General features: G+C 69.6%; 11 protein-coding genes. 7 read left to right on the top strand and 4 right to left on the bottom strand.

Features of this window, described 5'->3' with window-relative positions; all coding sequences use genetic code 11:
- On the bottom strand, positions 1–1203 hold a 1203-nt coding region (locus tag LSF15_RS15495), incomplete at its 3' end, for a phosphotransferase (protein ID WP_232499459.1).
- Between the two features lie 31 nt (positions 1204–1234).
- Positions 1235–2275, bottom strand: a complete 1041-nt coding sequence (locus LSF15_RS15490; RefSeq protein ID WP_232499458.1) for an FUSC family protein — start codon at positions 2273–2275, stop codon at positions 1235–1237.
- A gap of 97 nt (positions 2276–2372) precedes the next feature.
- Between LSF15_RS15490 and LSF15_RS15485 the strand changes: the two genes are divergently transcribed.
- Positions 2373–3311, top strand: coding sequence for a 5'-3' exonuclease (locus LSF15_RS15485; protein ID WP_232499457.1), 939 nt, complete (start codon positions 2373–2375; stop codon positions 3309–3311).
- A 72-nt stretch (positions 3312–3383) separates the two neighbouring features.
- On the top strand, positions 3384–5063 hold the full coding sequence (locus LSF15_RS15480; protein WP_232499456.1) for a DUF885 family protein: 1680 nt from the start codon (positions 3384–3386) through the stop codon (positions 5061–5063).
- 30 nt (positions 5064–5093) lie between these two features.
- On the opposite strand, the gene LSF15_RS15475 is transcribed toward LSF15_RS15480, so the two are convergent.
- On the bottom strand, positions 5094–6686 hold the full coding sequence (locus LSF15_RS15475; RefSeq protein WP_232499455.1) for an SLC13 family permease: 1593 nt from the start codon (positions 6684–6686) through the stop codon (positions 5094–5096).
- 196 nt (positions 6687–6882) lie between these two features.
- Between LSF15_RS15475 and LSF15_RS15470 the strand changes: the two genes are divergently transcribed.
- The 5 genes from LSF15_RS15470 to yicI all read left to right on the top strand — a co-directional run bounded on the left by LSF15_RS15470 (position 6883) and on the right by yicI (position 13705).
- Complete coding sequence (locus LSF15_RS15470; protein WP_232499454.1) at positions 6883–7893, top strand: LacI family DNA-binding transcriptional regulator; 1011 nt, start codon at positions 6883–6885, stop codon at positions 7891–7893.
- A gap of 134 nt (positions 7894–8027) precedes the next feature.
- Complete coding sequence (locus LSF15_RS15465) at positions 8028–9320, top strand: ABC transporter substrate-binding protein (protein WP_232499453.1); 1293 nt, start codon at positions 8028–8030, stop codon at positions 9318–9320.
- A gap of 179 nt (positions 9321–9499) precedes the next feature.
- Positions 9500–10411, top strand: coding sequence for a carbohydrate ABC transporter permease (locus LSF15_RS15460; protein ID WP_232499464.1), 912 nt, complete (start codon positions 9500–9502; stop codon positions 10409–10411).
- Positions 10411–11385 (top strand): carbohydrate ABC transporter permease, encoded by a 975-nt coding sequence (locus tag LSF15_RS15455; protein WP_232499452.1) that lies wholly within the window; start codon positions 10411–10413, stop codon positions 11383–11385. The genes LSF15_RS15460 and LSF15_RS15455 overlap by 1 nt, the downstream gene beginning before the upstream one ends.
- A 61-nt stretch (positions 11386–11446) precedes the next feature.
- Entirely contained in the window at positions 11447–13705 is a 2259-nt protein-coding gene (gene yicI / locus LSF15_RS15450; RefSeq protein WP_232499451.1) for an alpha-xylosidase, read from the top strand.
- Between the two features lie 54 nt (positions 13706–13759).
- Here yicI and LSF15_RS15445 read toward each other — a convergent pair whose 3' ends face one another.
- Positions 13760–14068 carry a hypothetical protein gene (locus tag LSF15_RS15445; RefSeq protein ID WP_232499450.1) on the bottom strand — a complete coding sequence of 103 codons (309 nt, stop codon included), beginning with the start codon at positions 14066–14068 and terminating at the stop codon, positions 13760–13762.
- Positions 14069–14346 lie beyond the last annotated feature (278 nt).

Below are 14346 nucleotides of genomic sequence, written 5' to 3'. Positions count from 1 at the left end.
AGCGGAGCGACCGTCCAGGTCTCGAGACGCGTCGCCGCTTCGCGCCGGCGCTCCTCGACCCGCGGTTGGGTGGGTTGAGGAGGGAGCGGAGCGACCGTCTCGAAACCCCGGCGCCAGTCGACCAGCGGGCACGCCGAGCGCCTCGGCGATCACACCCGTCATCACCGCACTCGGCACCGAGACGGCCTGCTCGAAGATGCGCCACTCGCGCTCGACTCCGGCGGCCGCGTAGGCGTTCGCCCCGCCGTCGAGCTGCACCTGGTGCTCGCCGCTCACCACGAGCACCGCGCCGCGCAACACGACGAGCGGCCAGATCGCCGCGACCTCGGTCGCCGACAGCGGACGCAGCTCGTGGAACGCGTGCACCGCAGGGAGCACCGACACCGGCTCGGCGCCGGCGTGGTGCAGCACCGACGAGATCGTGATCGCGAGTTCCGCCACCGCCCAGCTTGCGGTGACGTCGCCGAAGTCGATCAGTCCGTCGGGCACGCGGATGCCGCGATCCACCCGGCAGACGACGTTGTCGTCGGTGAGATCGAGGTGGACCGCCTGCATCGGTAGGTCGGGGGCGAGCGACGCGATGGTTTCCCAGGCGGATGTCGCGGCATCCGTCACCCGCGATCGCCTCGCCGGATCGGGGTGATGGGGTGCGAGCAACTCGACCACGCGGTCGGCGTGGCGCGGATCCCACTGCAGCACACGGTCGAGGCCGGGGTGCGTGAAGCCGGCGAGCGCGAGGCTCGTGCGCGCGGCGAGCTCGCCCATGCGGGCCACGACCGCAGGCGAGAGGTACCGGCTTCCGGTGAGCGTGCCACCGGGGAGGTACTCGAGCAGGCGCACGGTGAGCGCGCCCTCGGTCGTCTCGACGGTCGCCCAGCGCGCGGCGCCGTCCGCGTCGACCGTCGTCGTCGCCACGCGCAGCTCGGGCCAGGCCGCCGCGATGCGGGCGGTCGCGGCCTCCTGCGCAGCGAGTTCCGACCCGGTGAACGCGGGGTTCGTGATCTTCACCACACCGAGCACCGTGCCTGGGTCGCCTGCCGCTCGTGCGAGGAGGTTCTGGTCCTGCTGGCTGCCGAGCGGATCGAGCACGACCTCGAGCCCCCACTCGGCTGCCGCGATCGCGGCCACCTCGGCGGCGGCCAACGACGGCGCGGGAAGTTCCCCCGCGGCGAAGAAGTCGAATCCTGAGGCACCCGGGGTCATCGTCGCTCGCCTTCCATCAACTCGTGATTCGTCAGCTCGGTGTCTCGTCGGTGACCAATTCTGCGCGAATGCGGCGCAGGTCCTCCATGAGCGAGCCGACGAGGATCCAATGGCCCGACGCCGGCGGGCGCACCACGAGGGGCGCGGTCAGGGCCGGGATCGCCGACGTGGGCGGCTCGGGGTCGACGTCGGCGAGGTGCACGGCGAGGCGCACGTCGTGGCCCGCGCGGCGCAGCTGCTCGGCGATGGCCTGCACGGCGGGCTCGTCGGCGACCGAGTGGTCGTAGTGGTCGAAGAACGCCCGCGTCATGCCGATGACCTGGGTGACGATCGGGCCCAGCCGCTCGAGCAGCGTACGCATCTCGGCGAGCTCGGTGCGGTGCGACGATCGGCGCGGGTTCAGGGTGAGCGACTCCTCGCCGACGGCGATCGACGCGTCGGCGGCGTCGCGCATCGGGCGCATCAGCCGGGCCTCGAGCAGCAGTTGCTGCACCTGCGCCGGCGACTGCGGCGACTCGAGGGCGCTTGCGAGGCGGTCGAGCGATGCCGCGAGCTCACCCCCCAGCAGGGCGAGGTCGCGTCGTGCCGGGGCAACCGCGACGGGCGGCACGATCAGCACGTTCACGACGACGCCGATGGCTGCGCCGATGAGCGTCTCGACGATGCGCTGCAGCGAGTACTCGGGCGAGGCCGCTCCCAGCGCGAGCACGAGGATCGCGCTGATCGCGACCTGGTTCGACGTGCCGGGCGTCATCTTCAGGCCCCAGGCGATGAGCATCGCGGCGACGATGGCGACGAGCACCACCCATGCGTGCTCGCCGAACGCGAGCGAGAGGCCCGTCGCGACGATCACGCCGAGGATCACCCCGATGGAGCGCTCGATCGCCTTGCCGAACGACTGGTTCACACTCGGCTGCACGACGAGCAGTGCCGCGATCGCCGCGAAGATCGGCAGGGGGCCGGGCATCAGCCAGCTCGTGATGAGCCACGCCGCGATCGTCGCGACCGACGCCTTGAGCACCTGCAGCACCGGCAGCCGCCTGGACGCGCGGAACGTGTCCATGAAACCCATGCGGACCACGCTAGCCGTCGGGCCCGCATTCTCGATGCGCGCCCGGATGCCCCGAGCAACGGGTCGGGGTCGTCGGCAGGTCGTGTCATGATCGGGTGTGGCCGACCGACTGATGCTCCTCGACACCGCTTCGCTCTACTTCCGCGCGTTCTACGGCGTGCCCGACTCGCTCAAGGCCCCGAACGGCACACCCGTGAACGCGGTTCGCGGGCTGCTCGACATCATCGCGCGACTCGTCGCCGACTTCGAGCCGACCCACCTCGTCGCGTGCTGGGACGACGACTGGCGCCCGCAGTGGCGGGTCGACCTCATCCCGAGCTACAAGGCGCACCGCGTCGAGGCGGCCGTGCCCGGCGGCGTCGACGTCGAAGAGACGCCCGACCCGCTCGACGTGCAGGTTCCGCTCATCCGCGAGGCGCTCGCGCTGCTCGGCATCGCCCGAGTCGGCGCGGCCGAGCACGAGGCCGACGACGTCATCGGCACGCTCGCGACGGGGGCGAGCATGCCCGTCGACGTGGTCACGGGCGACCGCGACCTGTTCCAGCTGGTCGATGATGCGGCATCCGTTCGCGTGATCTATACCGCTCGCGGCATGAGCCGGCTCGAGGTGCTCACCGAAGCGACGGTCGTCGGCAAGTACGGCGTGCTGCCGCAGCAGTACGCCGATTTCGCGGTCATGCGCGGCGACGCCTCCGACGGGCTGCCGGGTGTCGCCGGCGTCGGCGAGAAGACCGCGGCCTCGTTGCTGAAGCAGTATGCCGACCTCGAGGGCATCATCGCGGCGGCGGCCGATGCCGCCACGCCGATGGCCGCGGGCATGCGCGCGAAGTTCGCGGCGGCGGGCCCCTATCTCGAGGTGGCGCCCACGGTGGTCGAGGTCGTGCGCGACCTCGAACTCGGCGAGTTCGACGCCCGGCTCGAGCCCGTCACCGGCGAGCGCCGAGCCGCCGCCGAGGGGTTCGCCGAGGCGTGGAACCTCGGCGGCTCGATGCCGCGCGTGCTCGCGGCGCTCGACGCGGTGTCGCCGGTCGAGTAGCGCCGCCGAAGGCGACGGGCATCGAGACCACCGCGCCCCCATCCTGACGGTGGGCGTGACTACCGTGGTTGCATGACGTCGCTCGCAACCGACCTCGATCTTCTCGGCGCCGAGTTCTGGCGGTGGCACGATGCCACCTCGTTCCGCACGTCCGACGACATTCCGCGGGTCGAACGCCCCGCAGGCTGGTTGCCGCGCTTCGACCCCGAGGCCATCGACGGGTTCCGGCGTGCGCTCGCCGACTTCACGGCACGGTGGCGCGCGTTCGATGCTGTCGAGCTCGCGGCGCTTCCCGTCGAGGTGCAGGTCGATCATCGGCTGCTCGGAGCAGCGCTCGCGCGAACGCACTGGCAGCTCGACGTGCTGCGCAACTGGGAGCGCGACGCCGTGTTCCTCACCTCGCAGGTGCTCGGTCCATGGTTCGACCTGCTCCTCCCGCCGCCGCCGTTCGAGTCGTCGCGCCAGGCCGGCCTCGTGCGGGTGCTCGCGGCGGTGCCATCGGCCGTCGACCAGGCCATCGCCAACCTCGAGCGGGCCGGTGTCGCCGCCCTCGCGCGCGTGGCGGCGGCCGATCTGCGCGACATCGGCGATCGGCTGGCCACTTCGGTGGCAGAGGCGGCGGCGTTGACCGATGCCGCGACCGCGGCCGCGCTCGAAGCCGCCCGACCGGCCGCGGGCGACGCGCTCGAACGGTATCGGGCATGGCTCGAGACATCCGCCGACCGGCTCTCGGCCGAGGCGATCGTCGGCCGCGACGCGTTCACCTGGTACCTGCGACACGTGGCGCTCATCACGGCAGAGCCCGACGAGCTCGTGCGGGCCGCCATGGGCGACCATCGGCGCAGCGTGGTGGCCGAGCTCGCGACCCGCACCCGGTATCGCGATCTCCCCGAGCGGCCGCTCGCCGCGAGCGCCGAGGCCGAGTCGCTCGACGAGGCCGCCGCCGAAGCCGAGGTGCGGGCGTTCTACGAGTCATCCGATCTGCTCTCGCAGCCGCCTTCGCTTCGGCGCTACAGGTTCGCGCCGACGCCCGCCTACCTCGGCCCGCTGGCGTTCCTCGGCGTGAACGACGACCTCGGCAGCATCCGTCGCCGCGACGAGGACTCGACGCACTACGTGCCGGTTCCGGCCGCCGACCTGCCGTACTTCGACGCGGCGAACGCGCGCGATGCGCGGCTCGGCATCATCCATGAGGGTGCGCACAGCCAGCAGCTGACACTGTCATGGGCGAATCCGAGGCCAATGCGCCGGCACTTCATCGACTCGATCGCCAACGAGGGCATCGCGCACTACAACGAAGAGCTCATGCTCACCGCCGGCCTCTTCGCCGATGCTCCGCACTCGCAGTCCGTCGTGCACAACTTCATGCGGCTGCGCGCGCTGCGCGTGATCGTCGACGTGAACCTCGCCACCGGCGCATTCAGCCTGCCCGAGGCGGTCGACTTCTTCGTGCGGCAGGTGCCGATGGACGTCGAGACCGCGACCGAAGAGACCGCCTACTACGTGGCGACGCCCGGTCTCGCGATGTCGTATCTCGTCGGCAAGCACGAGGTGCAGCGACTCGTCGCAGATGCCGCGGTCGCCGCCGAGCTCGAGGGTGCCCCGTTCTCGTTGCGCGAGCTGCATGACGCGATCTGGCGCAACGGCAACGTGCCGATGTCGCTGCTGCGGTGGCAGCTGCTGGGCGACCGAGGCGACGTCGACACGCTCGACGCGGCGGGTAAGTGGTGGCAGCAGCCCCCGCAGGGCTGATGCAGGGCGCGATCGTCGGTACCTGCTCGCTCAGAACGGCCAGATGAGCGGAACCCAGAGCACGGCGATGAGCATATAGGCCAGGGCGAGCGGGAGGCCGAGGCGCCAGTAGTCACCGAAGCGGTAGCCGCCCGGCTCCATCACCATGAGGTTGACCGGGGTCGCGATCGGCGTGAAGAAGGAGGCCGCGCCGACGACGGTCAGCGCCATCATGAACGGCTGCACCGAGACGTCCATGGCCGCCGCGACCGAGACGGCGATCGGCAGCACGACGAGCACCGTCGCCGTGTTGCTGATCACCTGCCCGAGCACGAGCGTCAACAGGCACAGCGCGAGCAGGGCGAGGTGCGGGTTCGTCGTGCCGACGACGTCGAGCAGCCGGTCCGCGACCAGCTCTGCGGCACCGGTCTCGATGAACGCGGTCGACAGCGGGATCAGGCCGGCGATGAGCACGACCGTGCTCCACTGGATCGAGCGGAACATCTGCGGCACCGTGAGCACCTTGGCGAGTACGAGCGATCCGGCCGCGAGCAGGCCGGCCACGACGGGCGGCACCAGTCCCGACGCGAGGAGCGCGACCATCACGACGAGGATGCCGATGGCCCGCTTGGCGCCGCGCCCGAGCGGCACAGCCCGCCGCAGCGACTGCGGCGTCGTGACCGCGAGGACGCCCGGCAGGCGCACGTACCGCTCGAGGGCGTCCCAGGGTCCGCGCACGAGCAGCGAGTCACCGGGGCGCAGCGCAGCAGCGTCGTCATCGGCGGTCGAGGGTGAACGGCGTTCGCCGGTGCGACGGATCGCGATGATCACGAGGTGCTCGCGAAGCGTGGTCATCCCGGGGAACACCTTGCGACCGATGTATTCGGAGCGTGGGGTGATCATCACCTCGGCCACACCCTCATCGGGCGTGTAGAACGTGTCGGTGTCGAGCGAGACGTCGTAGCTGCGGCGCAGCTCCTGCGCGTGCACCTGCGGATCGGCTGGCGCGCCCTCGGCCAGCTGGTCGGCCTTCCGGTCGGGCAGCAGCCGGTCGCCGAATGCGACCATGATCGCGATGCTCAGCGCGAGCAGCGGAAGCCCCGCGAGCGCGAACTCGAAGTACCCGAAGGCCCGGCCCCCGGCGTTGGCCGCGGCGTCCGACACGATCACGTTCACGGGGGTGCCGGTGAGGGCGAGAAGGGAGCCGGCGTGCGACGAGAACGCAAGCGGGATGAGCAGTCGTGACGGGGCGATGCCGGCCTTGAGTGCCACGACCACCACCACGGGCAGCAGGGCGGCGACGGCTCCATTGAGGCTGATGAACGCCGTCAGGACGGCGACCATGAGCGCGATGACGACCGTGAGCCGCCGGCGGGAGGTGCCGGCCCGGCCGATCACCTGCTGGCCGGCCCATGCGGTCACGCCGGTGGCGTCGAGCGCCTCGCTCACGACGAACAGCGACGCGACGAAGATCACGGTGGAATCCCCGAAGCCGGCCAGCGCCTGCGGGAGGGTGATCACGCCGGTGGCCCACAGTGCGAGCGCGACCCCGACGGCGACGATCGCGATGGGGATCCGGCCGCTCAGGAAGGCGACGATCGCAAGCGCCAGGATGACGAAGGTCGCGACGATCGGGTCCACCATGACTCGAAGCTAGTCCCGAGTGGGTCGTCGTCGCACCGGTTCGGCGGCAACTGCCATGTCTCGCGCACAATTGTTGTCAATTCGAACATAAGACTTGCGCTGCAGGCGGGGCCGTGCGTATGCTCGCTTTCACACATCATCGAAGCGCTTCGAAACGTATGCGATTCGATGGACGACGAGGTCGAGGAGGTGGGCGATGGTGACGATCAGCGACGTGGCCAAGGCTGCCGGCGTCTCGATCTCCACGGTCTCGTACGCTCTCTCGGGCAAGCGCTCGATCACCGAGACGACGCGTCGGCGCATCGAGACGGCGATCCGCGAACTCGACTACGAGCCCTCGGCCGCCGCGCGAATGCTCGCCGGCGCGACGACCAACATCCTCGCGCTGTCGGCGCCCATCCACGACGACGGGCACCTGCCGACGCACATGCGATTCGTCACGGCCGTCGTCGACACAGCCCGTCAGCACGACTACGACGTGCTGCTGCTCGCGACCGACGACGACGTGTCGGGCATCCGCCGCGTCGCCTCGTCGTCGCTCGTCGACGGGGTCGTCGCCATGGGTGTGAAGGCCCATGACGATCGCGTCGACCTGGTGCGCGGTCTGCGCCTGCCGGCCGCGTTCATCGGCGTTCCGGGCGGTGGCGACGACCTCGCCTGCGTCGACCTCGACTTCGAGGGGGCGGGCGAACTGGCCATCGGCACGCTGGCAGACGCAGGACATCGCGAGGTCGGCGTCATCGGTCACCCGCCGAGCTACCTCGAGCGCGACACCGGGTTCGTGCAGCGCTTCAACGCGGGGCTCGAGCGCGCGGCGTCGCGTCGCGGCATCCGCATCCAGGTCGCCTCGCCGACCCTGGCCCGCGGTGCGGCCGAGCGCGCATACGACGAGCTCGCGTCGGGCCTGCCTGACATGACCGCGCTCTTGTTCCACTGCAACGAGCCCGTCGTCGAGGCGGTGCTGCGCCGCATCCGCGACCTCGGGCTCGAGGTTCCCACTGACCTCTCGGTGTTCGCGGCGTGCGCGAGCTACGACACCGAGCACCTTCCGACCGCGCTCAGCTCCATCCCACTGCCCCTCGACCAGATGTGCCGCATCGCGGTCGAGTCAGCCCTGCATCAGGTGCAGGGCATCGACGCTCCCGGCGTCGAGCTCATCGCGCCCGTCTACCAGGACCGAGGGTCGGTCGCCCGACCCGGCCGCTGACACGGATCCGACACCCCGATACCCACCGCACCGCAGCACCCGGCACCGCAGCACTCACCCCACCCCCACCCCTCCACCCACGCAGCGCGAACATTGTCGAAGCGCTTCGACGGGCCATCGAAAGGAAACGCACCATGAGAATCCCCAAGCGCGGCATCGTCGCCGCCGTGGCACTCGCGGCCACGGCCGCAGTCCTCACCGGCTGCTCGAGCGGAGCCGGATCCGACCCGAACACGCTGAAGCTCTGGCATTTCGAGGGCACCGACAGCGATGTCGGCATCGCCTGGGAGAGGGCGATCGAGATCTTCGAGGAGGAGACCGGGGCGACCGTCGAGTACGAGGACAAGAGCTTCGAGCAGATCCGCTCGACCGCGAGCCAGGTGCTGAACTCGAATGAGGCGCCCGATGTGATGGAGTCGCCGAAGGGCAACGCCACCGCAGGCCTGCTCGCGAGCCAGGGGCTGCTCGCCGACATCACGGAGGCGGTCGAGGAGTACGGCTGGGACGACATGCTCGCCCCCTCGCTGCAGACCACCGCGAAGTACGACGAGGCCGGCATCATGGGCTCGGGCCCCTGGTACGGCGTGCCGAACTACGGCGAGTACGTCACCGTCTACTACAACAAGACCGCGTTCGACGAGCTCGGCCTCTCGGTGCCGACCACCTACGACGAGTTCGAGCAGGTGCTCGACGCCTTCGTCGAGGCAGGCCAGACACCGATCGCCGAGGCCGGCGCCGAATACCCGCTCGGCCAGTTGTTCTACCAGCTGGCGCTCACGCAGGCCGACCGGCAGTTCGTGAACGACTACCAGCTCTACGAGAACCCGGTCGACTGGCAGGACGACGCGCTCACGTTCGCGGCCGACAAGGTCGTCGAGTACGTCGACAAGGGCTGGATCTCGGCAGACTCGACCGGCCTCAAGGCCGAGGACATGGGCGTCGGCTTCATGAGCGGCGAGTACCCGATCATGGTCTCGGGCTCGTGGTGGGCGGGTCGCGTCATCAACGAGGCGACGACCTTCGAGTGGGACACGTTCCTCTTCCCCGGCGCCGACCTCGTGCCCGGCTCCTCGGGCAACATCTGGGTCGTGCCCGAGAACGCCGCCAACAAGGAGCTCGCGTACGAGTTCATCGACATCACGATGAGTCCCGAGATCCAGGCCCTCATCGGCAACAACGGCTCGATCCCCGTCGCGGCCGACCCGGCCGACATCACTGACGAGAAGTCGGCGAAGCTCATCACCGACTTCAATACGGTGGTCGAGCAGGACGGCCTCGCGTTCTACCCCGACTGGCCCACGCCGAACTTCTACGACCAGCTGGTCGGTGCGCTCCAGGAGCTCGTGAACGGCTCGCTCACGCCCGAGCAGACGCTCGAGCAGCTCGGCGTCGAGTACGAAGACGGCGTCGCCGACATCACCGGATGACCCGGTCCTGACGTTCCCGCCGGCCGGTCGGTGCCTCGCACCGAAGCATCGAAGCATCGATGCACCGCACCGCACCGGCCGGCGGGGAACGCCGGGCCGACCGAAAGGCTCCCACCATGGTTTCGATCCTCGCACCGCGACCAGCACGCCCCACGCGGCCGTCGCGACGCACCGACGGGATGAGCGCGATCTCGGGAACCCGCTCGAGCGGGTTCTGGTTCTTCCTCATCCCCGGCCTCCTGCTCTTCACGTTCATCATCCTGATCCCCCTGGTGTGGAACGTCTTCCTCAGCTTCACCGAGTACCGCGGCATCCGGCCGCCCGAGTTCATCGGCCTCGAGAACTGGATCGAGCTCGTCGGCGACGCGAAGTTCTGGGCGTCGTTCCGCAACTCGATCGCGATGATCGTCGCGATGGTCATCATCCCGACGTTGCTCGGCCTCGTGCTCGCCGCGCTGCTGTTCGACGTGATCGGCCGCAAGTTCGGCGGCCGCGTCGCCAGCTTCCTGCGGGCCACGTACTACCTCCCCCAGATCCTTCCCGTGGCGATCGCCGCGATCGTGATCGGCTGGATCCTGCGCCCCGAGAACGGCGCCCTCAACACCGTGCTCGAGAACATCGGCCTCGGCGAGCTGGCGCACAACTGGCTCGGCAGCCCCGACACCGCGCTCGCGTCGATCATGGTCGTCATGGTCTGGGTGCAGATCGGCTATCCCGTGGTCATCTTCATGGCGGCGCTGCAGCGGGTCGACCCCGAGCTCTACGAGGCCGCCGAGCTCGACGGTGCCGGCTGGTTCCAGCGGTTCCGATACATCACCGTGAGCGCCATCCGCCCCGAGATCTTCGTCGTGACGCTCACGTGCACGATCGCGGCGCTGAAGGTCTTCGGCCCGATCTACGCCCTCACGGGCGGCGGGCCGGGCACGGCGACGATCGTGCCGAGCTACTACTCGTACATCGAGTTCTTCCAGAGCCAGCAGGTCGGCTACGGCGCCACGATCTCGACGGCGCTCACCATCGTCGTGGTGCTCGTCGCGATCGGGTTCATCCGACTGCAGGTACGTGCCGAACGTGCGGAGGGTACGCGCTGATGTCCGACACCAAGATCGACCGGCACGCCGAGCGCGGTCTCGCGGCGGATGTCGCCGAGCTGTCGCCGCTCTCGATCGCCGATGCGGGCAACGTGCCCCTCGTCGTCGAGCCCGAGGCGCGTCGCCCGCGCCGCAGCAAGGCGCCGCACGAGCGCAAGTCCGCCAAGGACTGGGTGTGGCTGAGCCTCGCGATCCTCTTCGGCCTGGCCGTAGCGGTGCCGTTCATCCTCATCCTGATCAACTCGTTCAAGTCGCCGACCGACTACAACACGTCGGGGCCGCTCATGCTGCCGACCGAGCTGTACTTCGACGGCATCGTGAACTTCTGGAACCGCGTCGACTTCCCCGAGAAGCTGTGGAACAGCTTCCTCATCTCGGGGTCGGTGGCCGTGCTCGCCGTGGCGCTGTCGGTGATCAACGCCTATGCACTCGGCATCGGCCGGGTGAAGTACCGCACGGGCATCCTGCTGCTGTTCCTGCTCGCCGACCTGATCCCGCAGGAGGCGCTGCTCTACCCGCTGTACTACATGTTCAAGTCGGTGGGCCTCTACGATACGCAGCTCGCGATCATCATCATCTTCACCGTCATCCAGGCGGCGTTCGGCACCTACCTGCTCTCGAGCGTGTTCGGCACGTTCCCGAAGGAGTTGCTCGAGGCGGCCGCGCTCGACGGCGCCGGCAAGATCCGCACCCTCGTGCGCGTGGTGCTGCCGATCAGCAAGGGCACGCTGTCGGTGCTGCTCATCTTCTTCTTCATCTGGACCTGGAACGAGTTCCTGATTCCGCTCACCTTCCTGGTGTCGAACGACAACCAGACGGTGCCGGTTGCGATCACGACGTTGCAGGGCGACCGGCTGATGGATGTCACGACCACGAGTGCCTCGGCGCTGCTCGGCGTCATCCCGACGCTCATCTTCTTCCTCATCTTCCAGCGCACGCTCACGCGCGGCATCACCGCCGGCGCGGTGAAGTGACTCGGATGCCGCGGCATCCACTCGCAAGGGCGGTATCCGCTCGAAAGGACATGCACCGACCATGAAGTTCACCGATGGGTTCTGGCAGCTCCGCCCCGGAGTCGAGCCGATCTACGCCCGTGAAGTCCACGACGTCTGGCCAGACGGCGACCACCGCCTGCAGGTCTTCGCGACCAACGGCGTGATCTCGAAGCGCGGCGACATCCTGAACCGTCCGTTGCTGACCATCACACTGTGGTCGCCGCTGCCCGACGTGATCGGCGTGCGGATCGAACACCACTCGGGCGGGACGCGCCCGCTCGGGTTCGACCTCGTCGGGGCGCAGCTCGACCAGGGCGTCGTCGTGATCGACGAGACCGGGGGGACGCTCACCTCGGGGCGGCTCACCGCTCGGGTGCGAGCGGGGGCTCCGTTCGAGCTCGCGTTCGAGGCCGACGGGCGTGTCCTCACGACGGCCGGGGAGAAGTCGATCGCCCACCTCCGCGTGCGACCCGACGCGCAACTCGACGGGGTCCCGGTCGGCAACGCGCGTGGCGGCACCGGGCGTGCGCTCGCATCCGGCTACGTGCACCAGCAGCTCGCGCTCGGGGTCGGCGAGCTCGTCTACGGTCTGGGCGAGCGGTTCGGACCGCTCGTGAAGAACGGGCAGACGGTCGACATCTGGAACGCCGACGGCGGCACGTCATCGGAGCAGGCCTACAAGAACGTGCCGTTCCACTTCACCAACCGCGGGTACGGCGTGCTCGTGAACGACGCCGGCCACGTGTCGTACGAGGTGGGCTCCGAGGCGGTCGAGCGGCTGCAGTTCTCGGTGCCCGGCGAGTCGCTGGAGTACTTCGTCATGTACGGCGGCACCCCGTCGGGCGTGCTCGAGCGGTACACCGAGCTCGTCGGCCGTCCGGCGCAGGTGCCGGCCTGGTCGTATGGGCTCTGGCTCTCGACCTCGTTCACGACCGACTACGACGAGGCCACGGTGACGCGTTTCGTCGACGAGATGGCCGCGCGCGAACTGCCCGTGAGCGTCTTCCACTTCGACTGCTTCTGGATGCGCGAGTTCAACTGGTGCGACTTCGAGTGGGACCCGCGCACCTTCCCCGACCCCGACGGCATGCTGTCGCGCCTGCACGAGAAGGACCTGCGGGTCTGCGTGTGGATCAACCCGTACATCGGGCAGCGGTCGCCGCTGTTCGCCGAGGCATCCACCGCCGGTTACCTCGTGAAGCGGCCAGATGGCTCGGTGTGGCAGTGGGATCTCTGGCAGGCCGGCATGGGACTCGTCGATTTCACGAACCCCGATGCCACCCGCTGGTTCCAGGAGAAGCTGCGCACGCTGCTGCGTCAGGGCGTCGACTGCTTCAAGACCGACTTCGGCGAACGGATCCCGCTCGAGGTGGAGTACTTCGACGGTTCGTCGCCGGATCGCATGCACAACCTCTACACGCAGCTGTACAACGAGGCCGTCTTCGCGGTGCTCGAGGAGGAGCGCGGCGCCGGCGATGCGGTCGTGTTCGCGCGTTCGGCGACGACGGGCGGGCAGCGGCTGCCCGTGCACTGGGGCGGCGACTCGACCTCGACGTTCGAGTCGATGGCCGAGACGCTGCGGGGAGGGCTGTCGCTTGCGTGCTCAGGATTCGGGTTCTGGAGCCACGACATCGGCGGCTTCGAAGGCACGCCCGACCCGGGCGTGTTCAAGCGCTGGGTTGCCTTCGGCCTGCTGGGCACGCACTCGCGCTTCCACGGTTCGGGTTCCTACCGGGTGCCGTGGGCGTTCGATGAGGAGGCCGTCGAGGTGACGCGCACCTTCACGCAGTTGAAGCTCTCGCTCATGCCGTACCTGTACCAGCTCGGTCTGGACGCCTCGGCGACCGGGCTGCCGGTGATGCGCCCGATGGTGCTGGAATTCCCCGACGACCGTGGCGTCGAGTACCTCGACCGGCAGTACATGCTCGGCTCGTCGCTGCTCGTGGCGCCCGTGTTCACGGAATCCGGCGAGGTCGAGTTCTACCTGCCGGCCGGCCGCTGGACGAACTGGTGGACCGGCGAGGTCGTCGACTCGCACGGCGCCTGGCGCAGCGAGGTGCACGGGTTCACCAGCCTGCCGCTCTACGTGCGCGAAGGTGCCGTGCTCCCGATCGGCGCCCGGGTCGACCGACCCGACTACGACTACCTCGACGGGCTCACCGTCCGGCTGTATCCGGGAGCGACGGATGACGCGGGCGTCACGGTCACGGCGCCAGACGGCCGGTCGGCGCGGTTCACCGTGGTCGACGGCGTCGTTCGCGGCGAGGGCGAGGCGGTCTGGCGCGCAGAGCCGGCGTGATCGCGCGGGAGGGCGAGCTCGTCGTGAACGGGTCGGCCGTGGTGGCCGGCCCGTTCAGCCGTGCGCGGTGATCACGTCGTCGGGCGGCGGCTCGGCGGGAGCCTCCCACGCAGGCAGTACCGGAAGGCCCTCACCGCCCATCAGCAGCACGGCGACGTACGCGTAGATCATGAGCAGCATCGCGAGGGCGCCGAGCGTCGCGCCGAGCCATCCGATCTGCACCCCGAGCCTGCCGCCCCCGAGTCGTCGGTGCCGTGCCGCACCCGGAACCCCTGCACCGATCGCGAGCGCCCCGAACATCGCGATCCAGGCGATGCTCGCCGGCCCGCGGTCGCCGATCGGTGCGAACAGGGCGAACAGCAATGCGCCCGTACCCAGGATGAGCCCGGTGAACGCGAGCAGCCCCGACCAGCCCGGCCCGTCGATGGCGTCGCCGCCCTACACCGGCGGTTCACCGAGGCGCGGTGGTTCGTCGGGCCGCGGCTCGTCGTCGGGCGGGGGAGTCGTCATGCACCCATTCTCGCCGCATTCCGGTCGGGTGTCCCCGGCGGCGACACCCACAACTCGTGAGGCTTCGAGCGGCCAGTGCAGGAAGAACCGCGGGTTGACCGGCGTGTCGGACGCGTCCGCCGCCGGCGTGT

The organism is Agromyces humatus, assembly GCF_021228295.1.
Classification (GTDB): Bacteria; Actinomycetota; Actinomycetes; order Actinomycetales; family Microbacteriaceae; genus Agromyces; species Agromyces humatus.
Note: the sequence above shows the minus strand (reverse complement) of the source record. Positions and strands in the feature narration are given on the sequence as shown.

What these genes read in the sequence shown, in the direction of transcription:
- LSF15_RS15490 (WP_232499458.1), bottom strand. Translation starts at nt 2,275, where the DNA reads ATGGGTTTCATGGACACGTTCCGCGCGTCCAGGCGGCTGCCGGTGCTG.
- LSF15_RS15480 (WP_232499456.1), top strand. Translation starts at nt 3,384, where the DNA reads ATGACGTCGCTCGCAACCGACCTCGATCTTCTCGGCGCCGAGTTCTGG.
- LSF15_RS15475 (WP_232499455.1), bottom strand. Translation starts at nt 6,686, where the DNA reads ATGGTGGACCCGATCGTCGCGACCTTCGTCATCCTGGCGCTTGCGATC.
- LSF15_RS15470 (WP_232499454.1), top strand. Translation starts at nt 6,883, where the DNA reads ATGGTGACGATCAGCGACGTGGCCAAGGCTGCCGGCGTCTCGATCTCC.
- LSF15_RS15465 (WP_232499453.1), top strand. Translation starts at nt 8,028, where the DNA reads ATGAGAATCCCCAAGCGCGGCATCGTCGCCGCCGTGGCACTCGCGGCC.
- LSF15_RS15460 (WP_232499464.1), top strand. Translation starts at nt 9,500, where the DNA reads ATGAGCGCGATCTCGGGAACCCGCTCGAGCGGGTTCTGGTTCTTCCTC.
- LSF15_RS15455 (WP_232499452.1), top strand. Translation starts at nt 10,411, where the DNA reads ATGTCCGACACCAAGATCGACCGGCACGCCGAGCGCGGTCTCGCGGCG.
- yicI (WP_232499451.1), top strand. Translation starts at nt 11,447, where the DNA reads ATGAAGTTCACCGATGGGTTCTGGCAGCTCCGCCCCGGAGTCGAGCCG.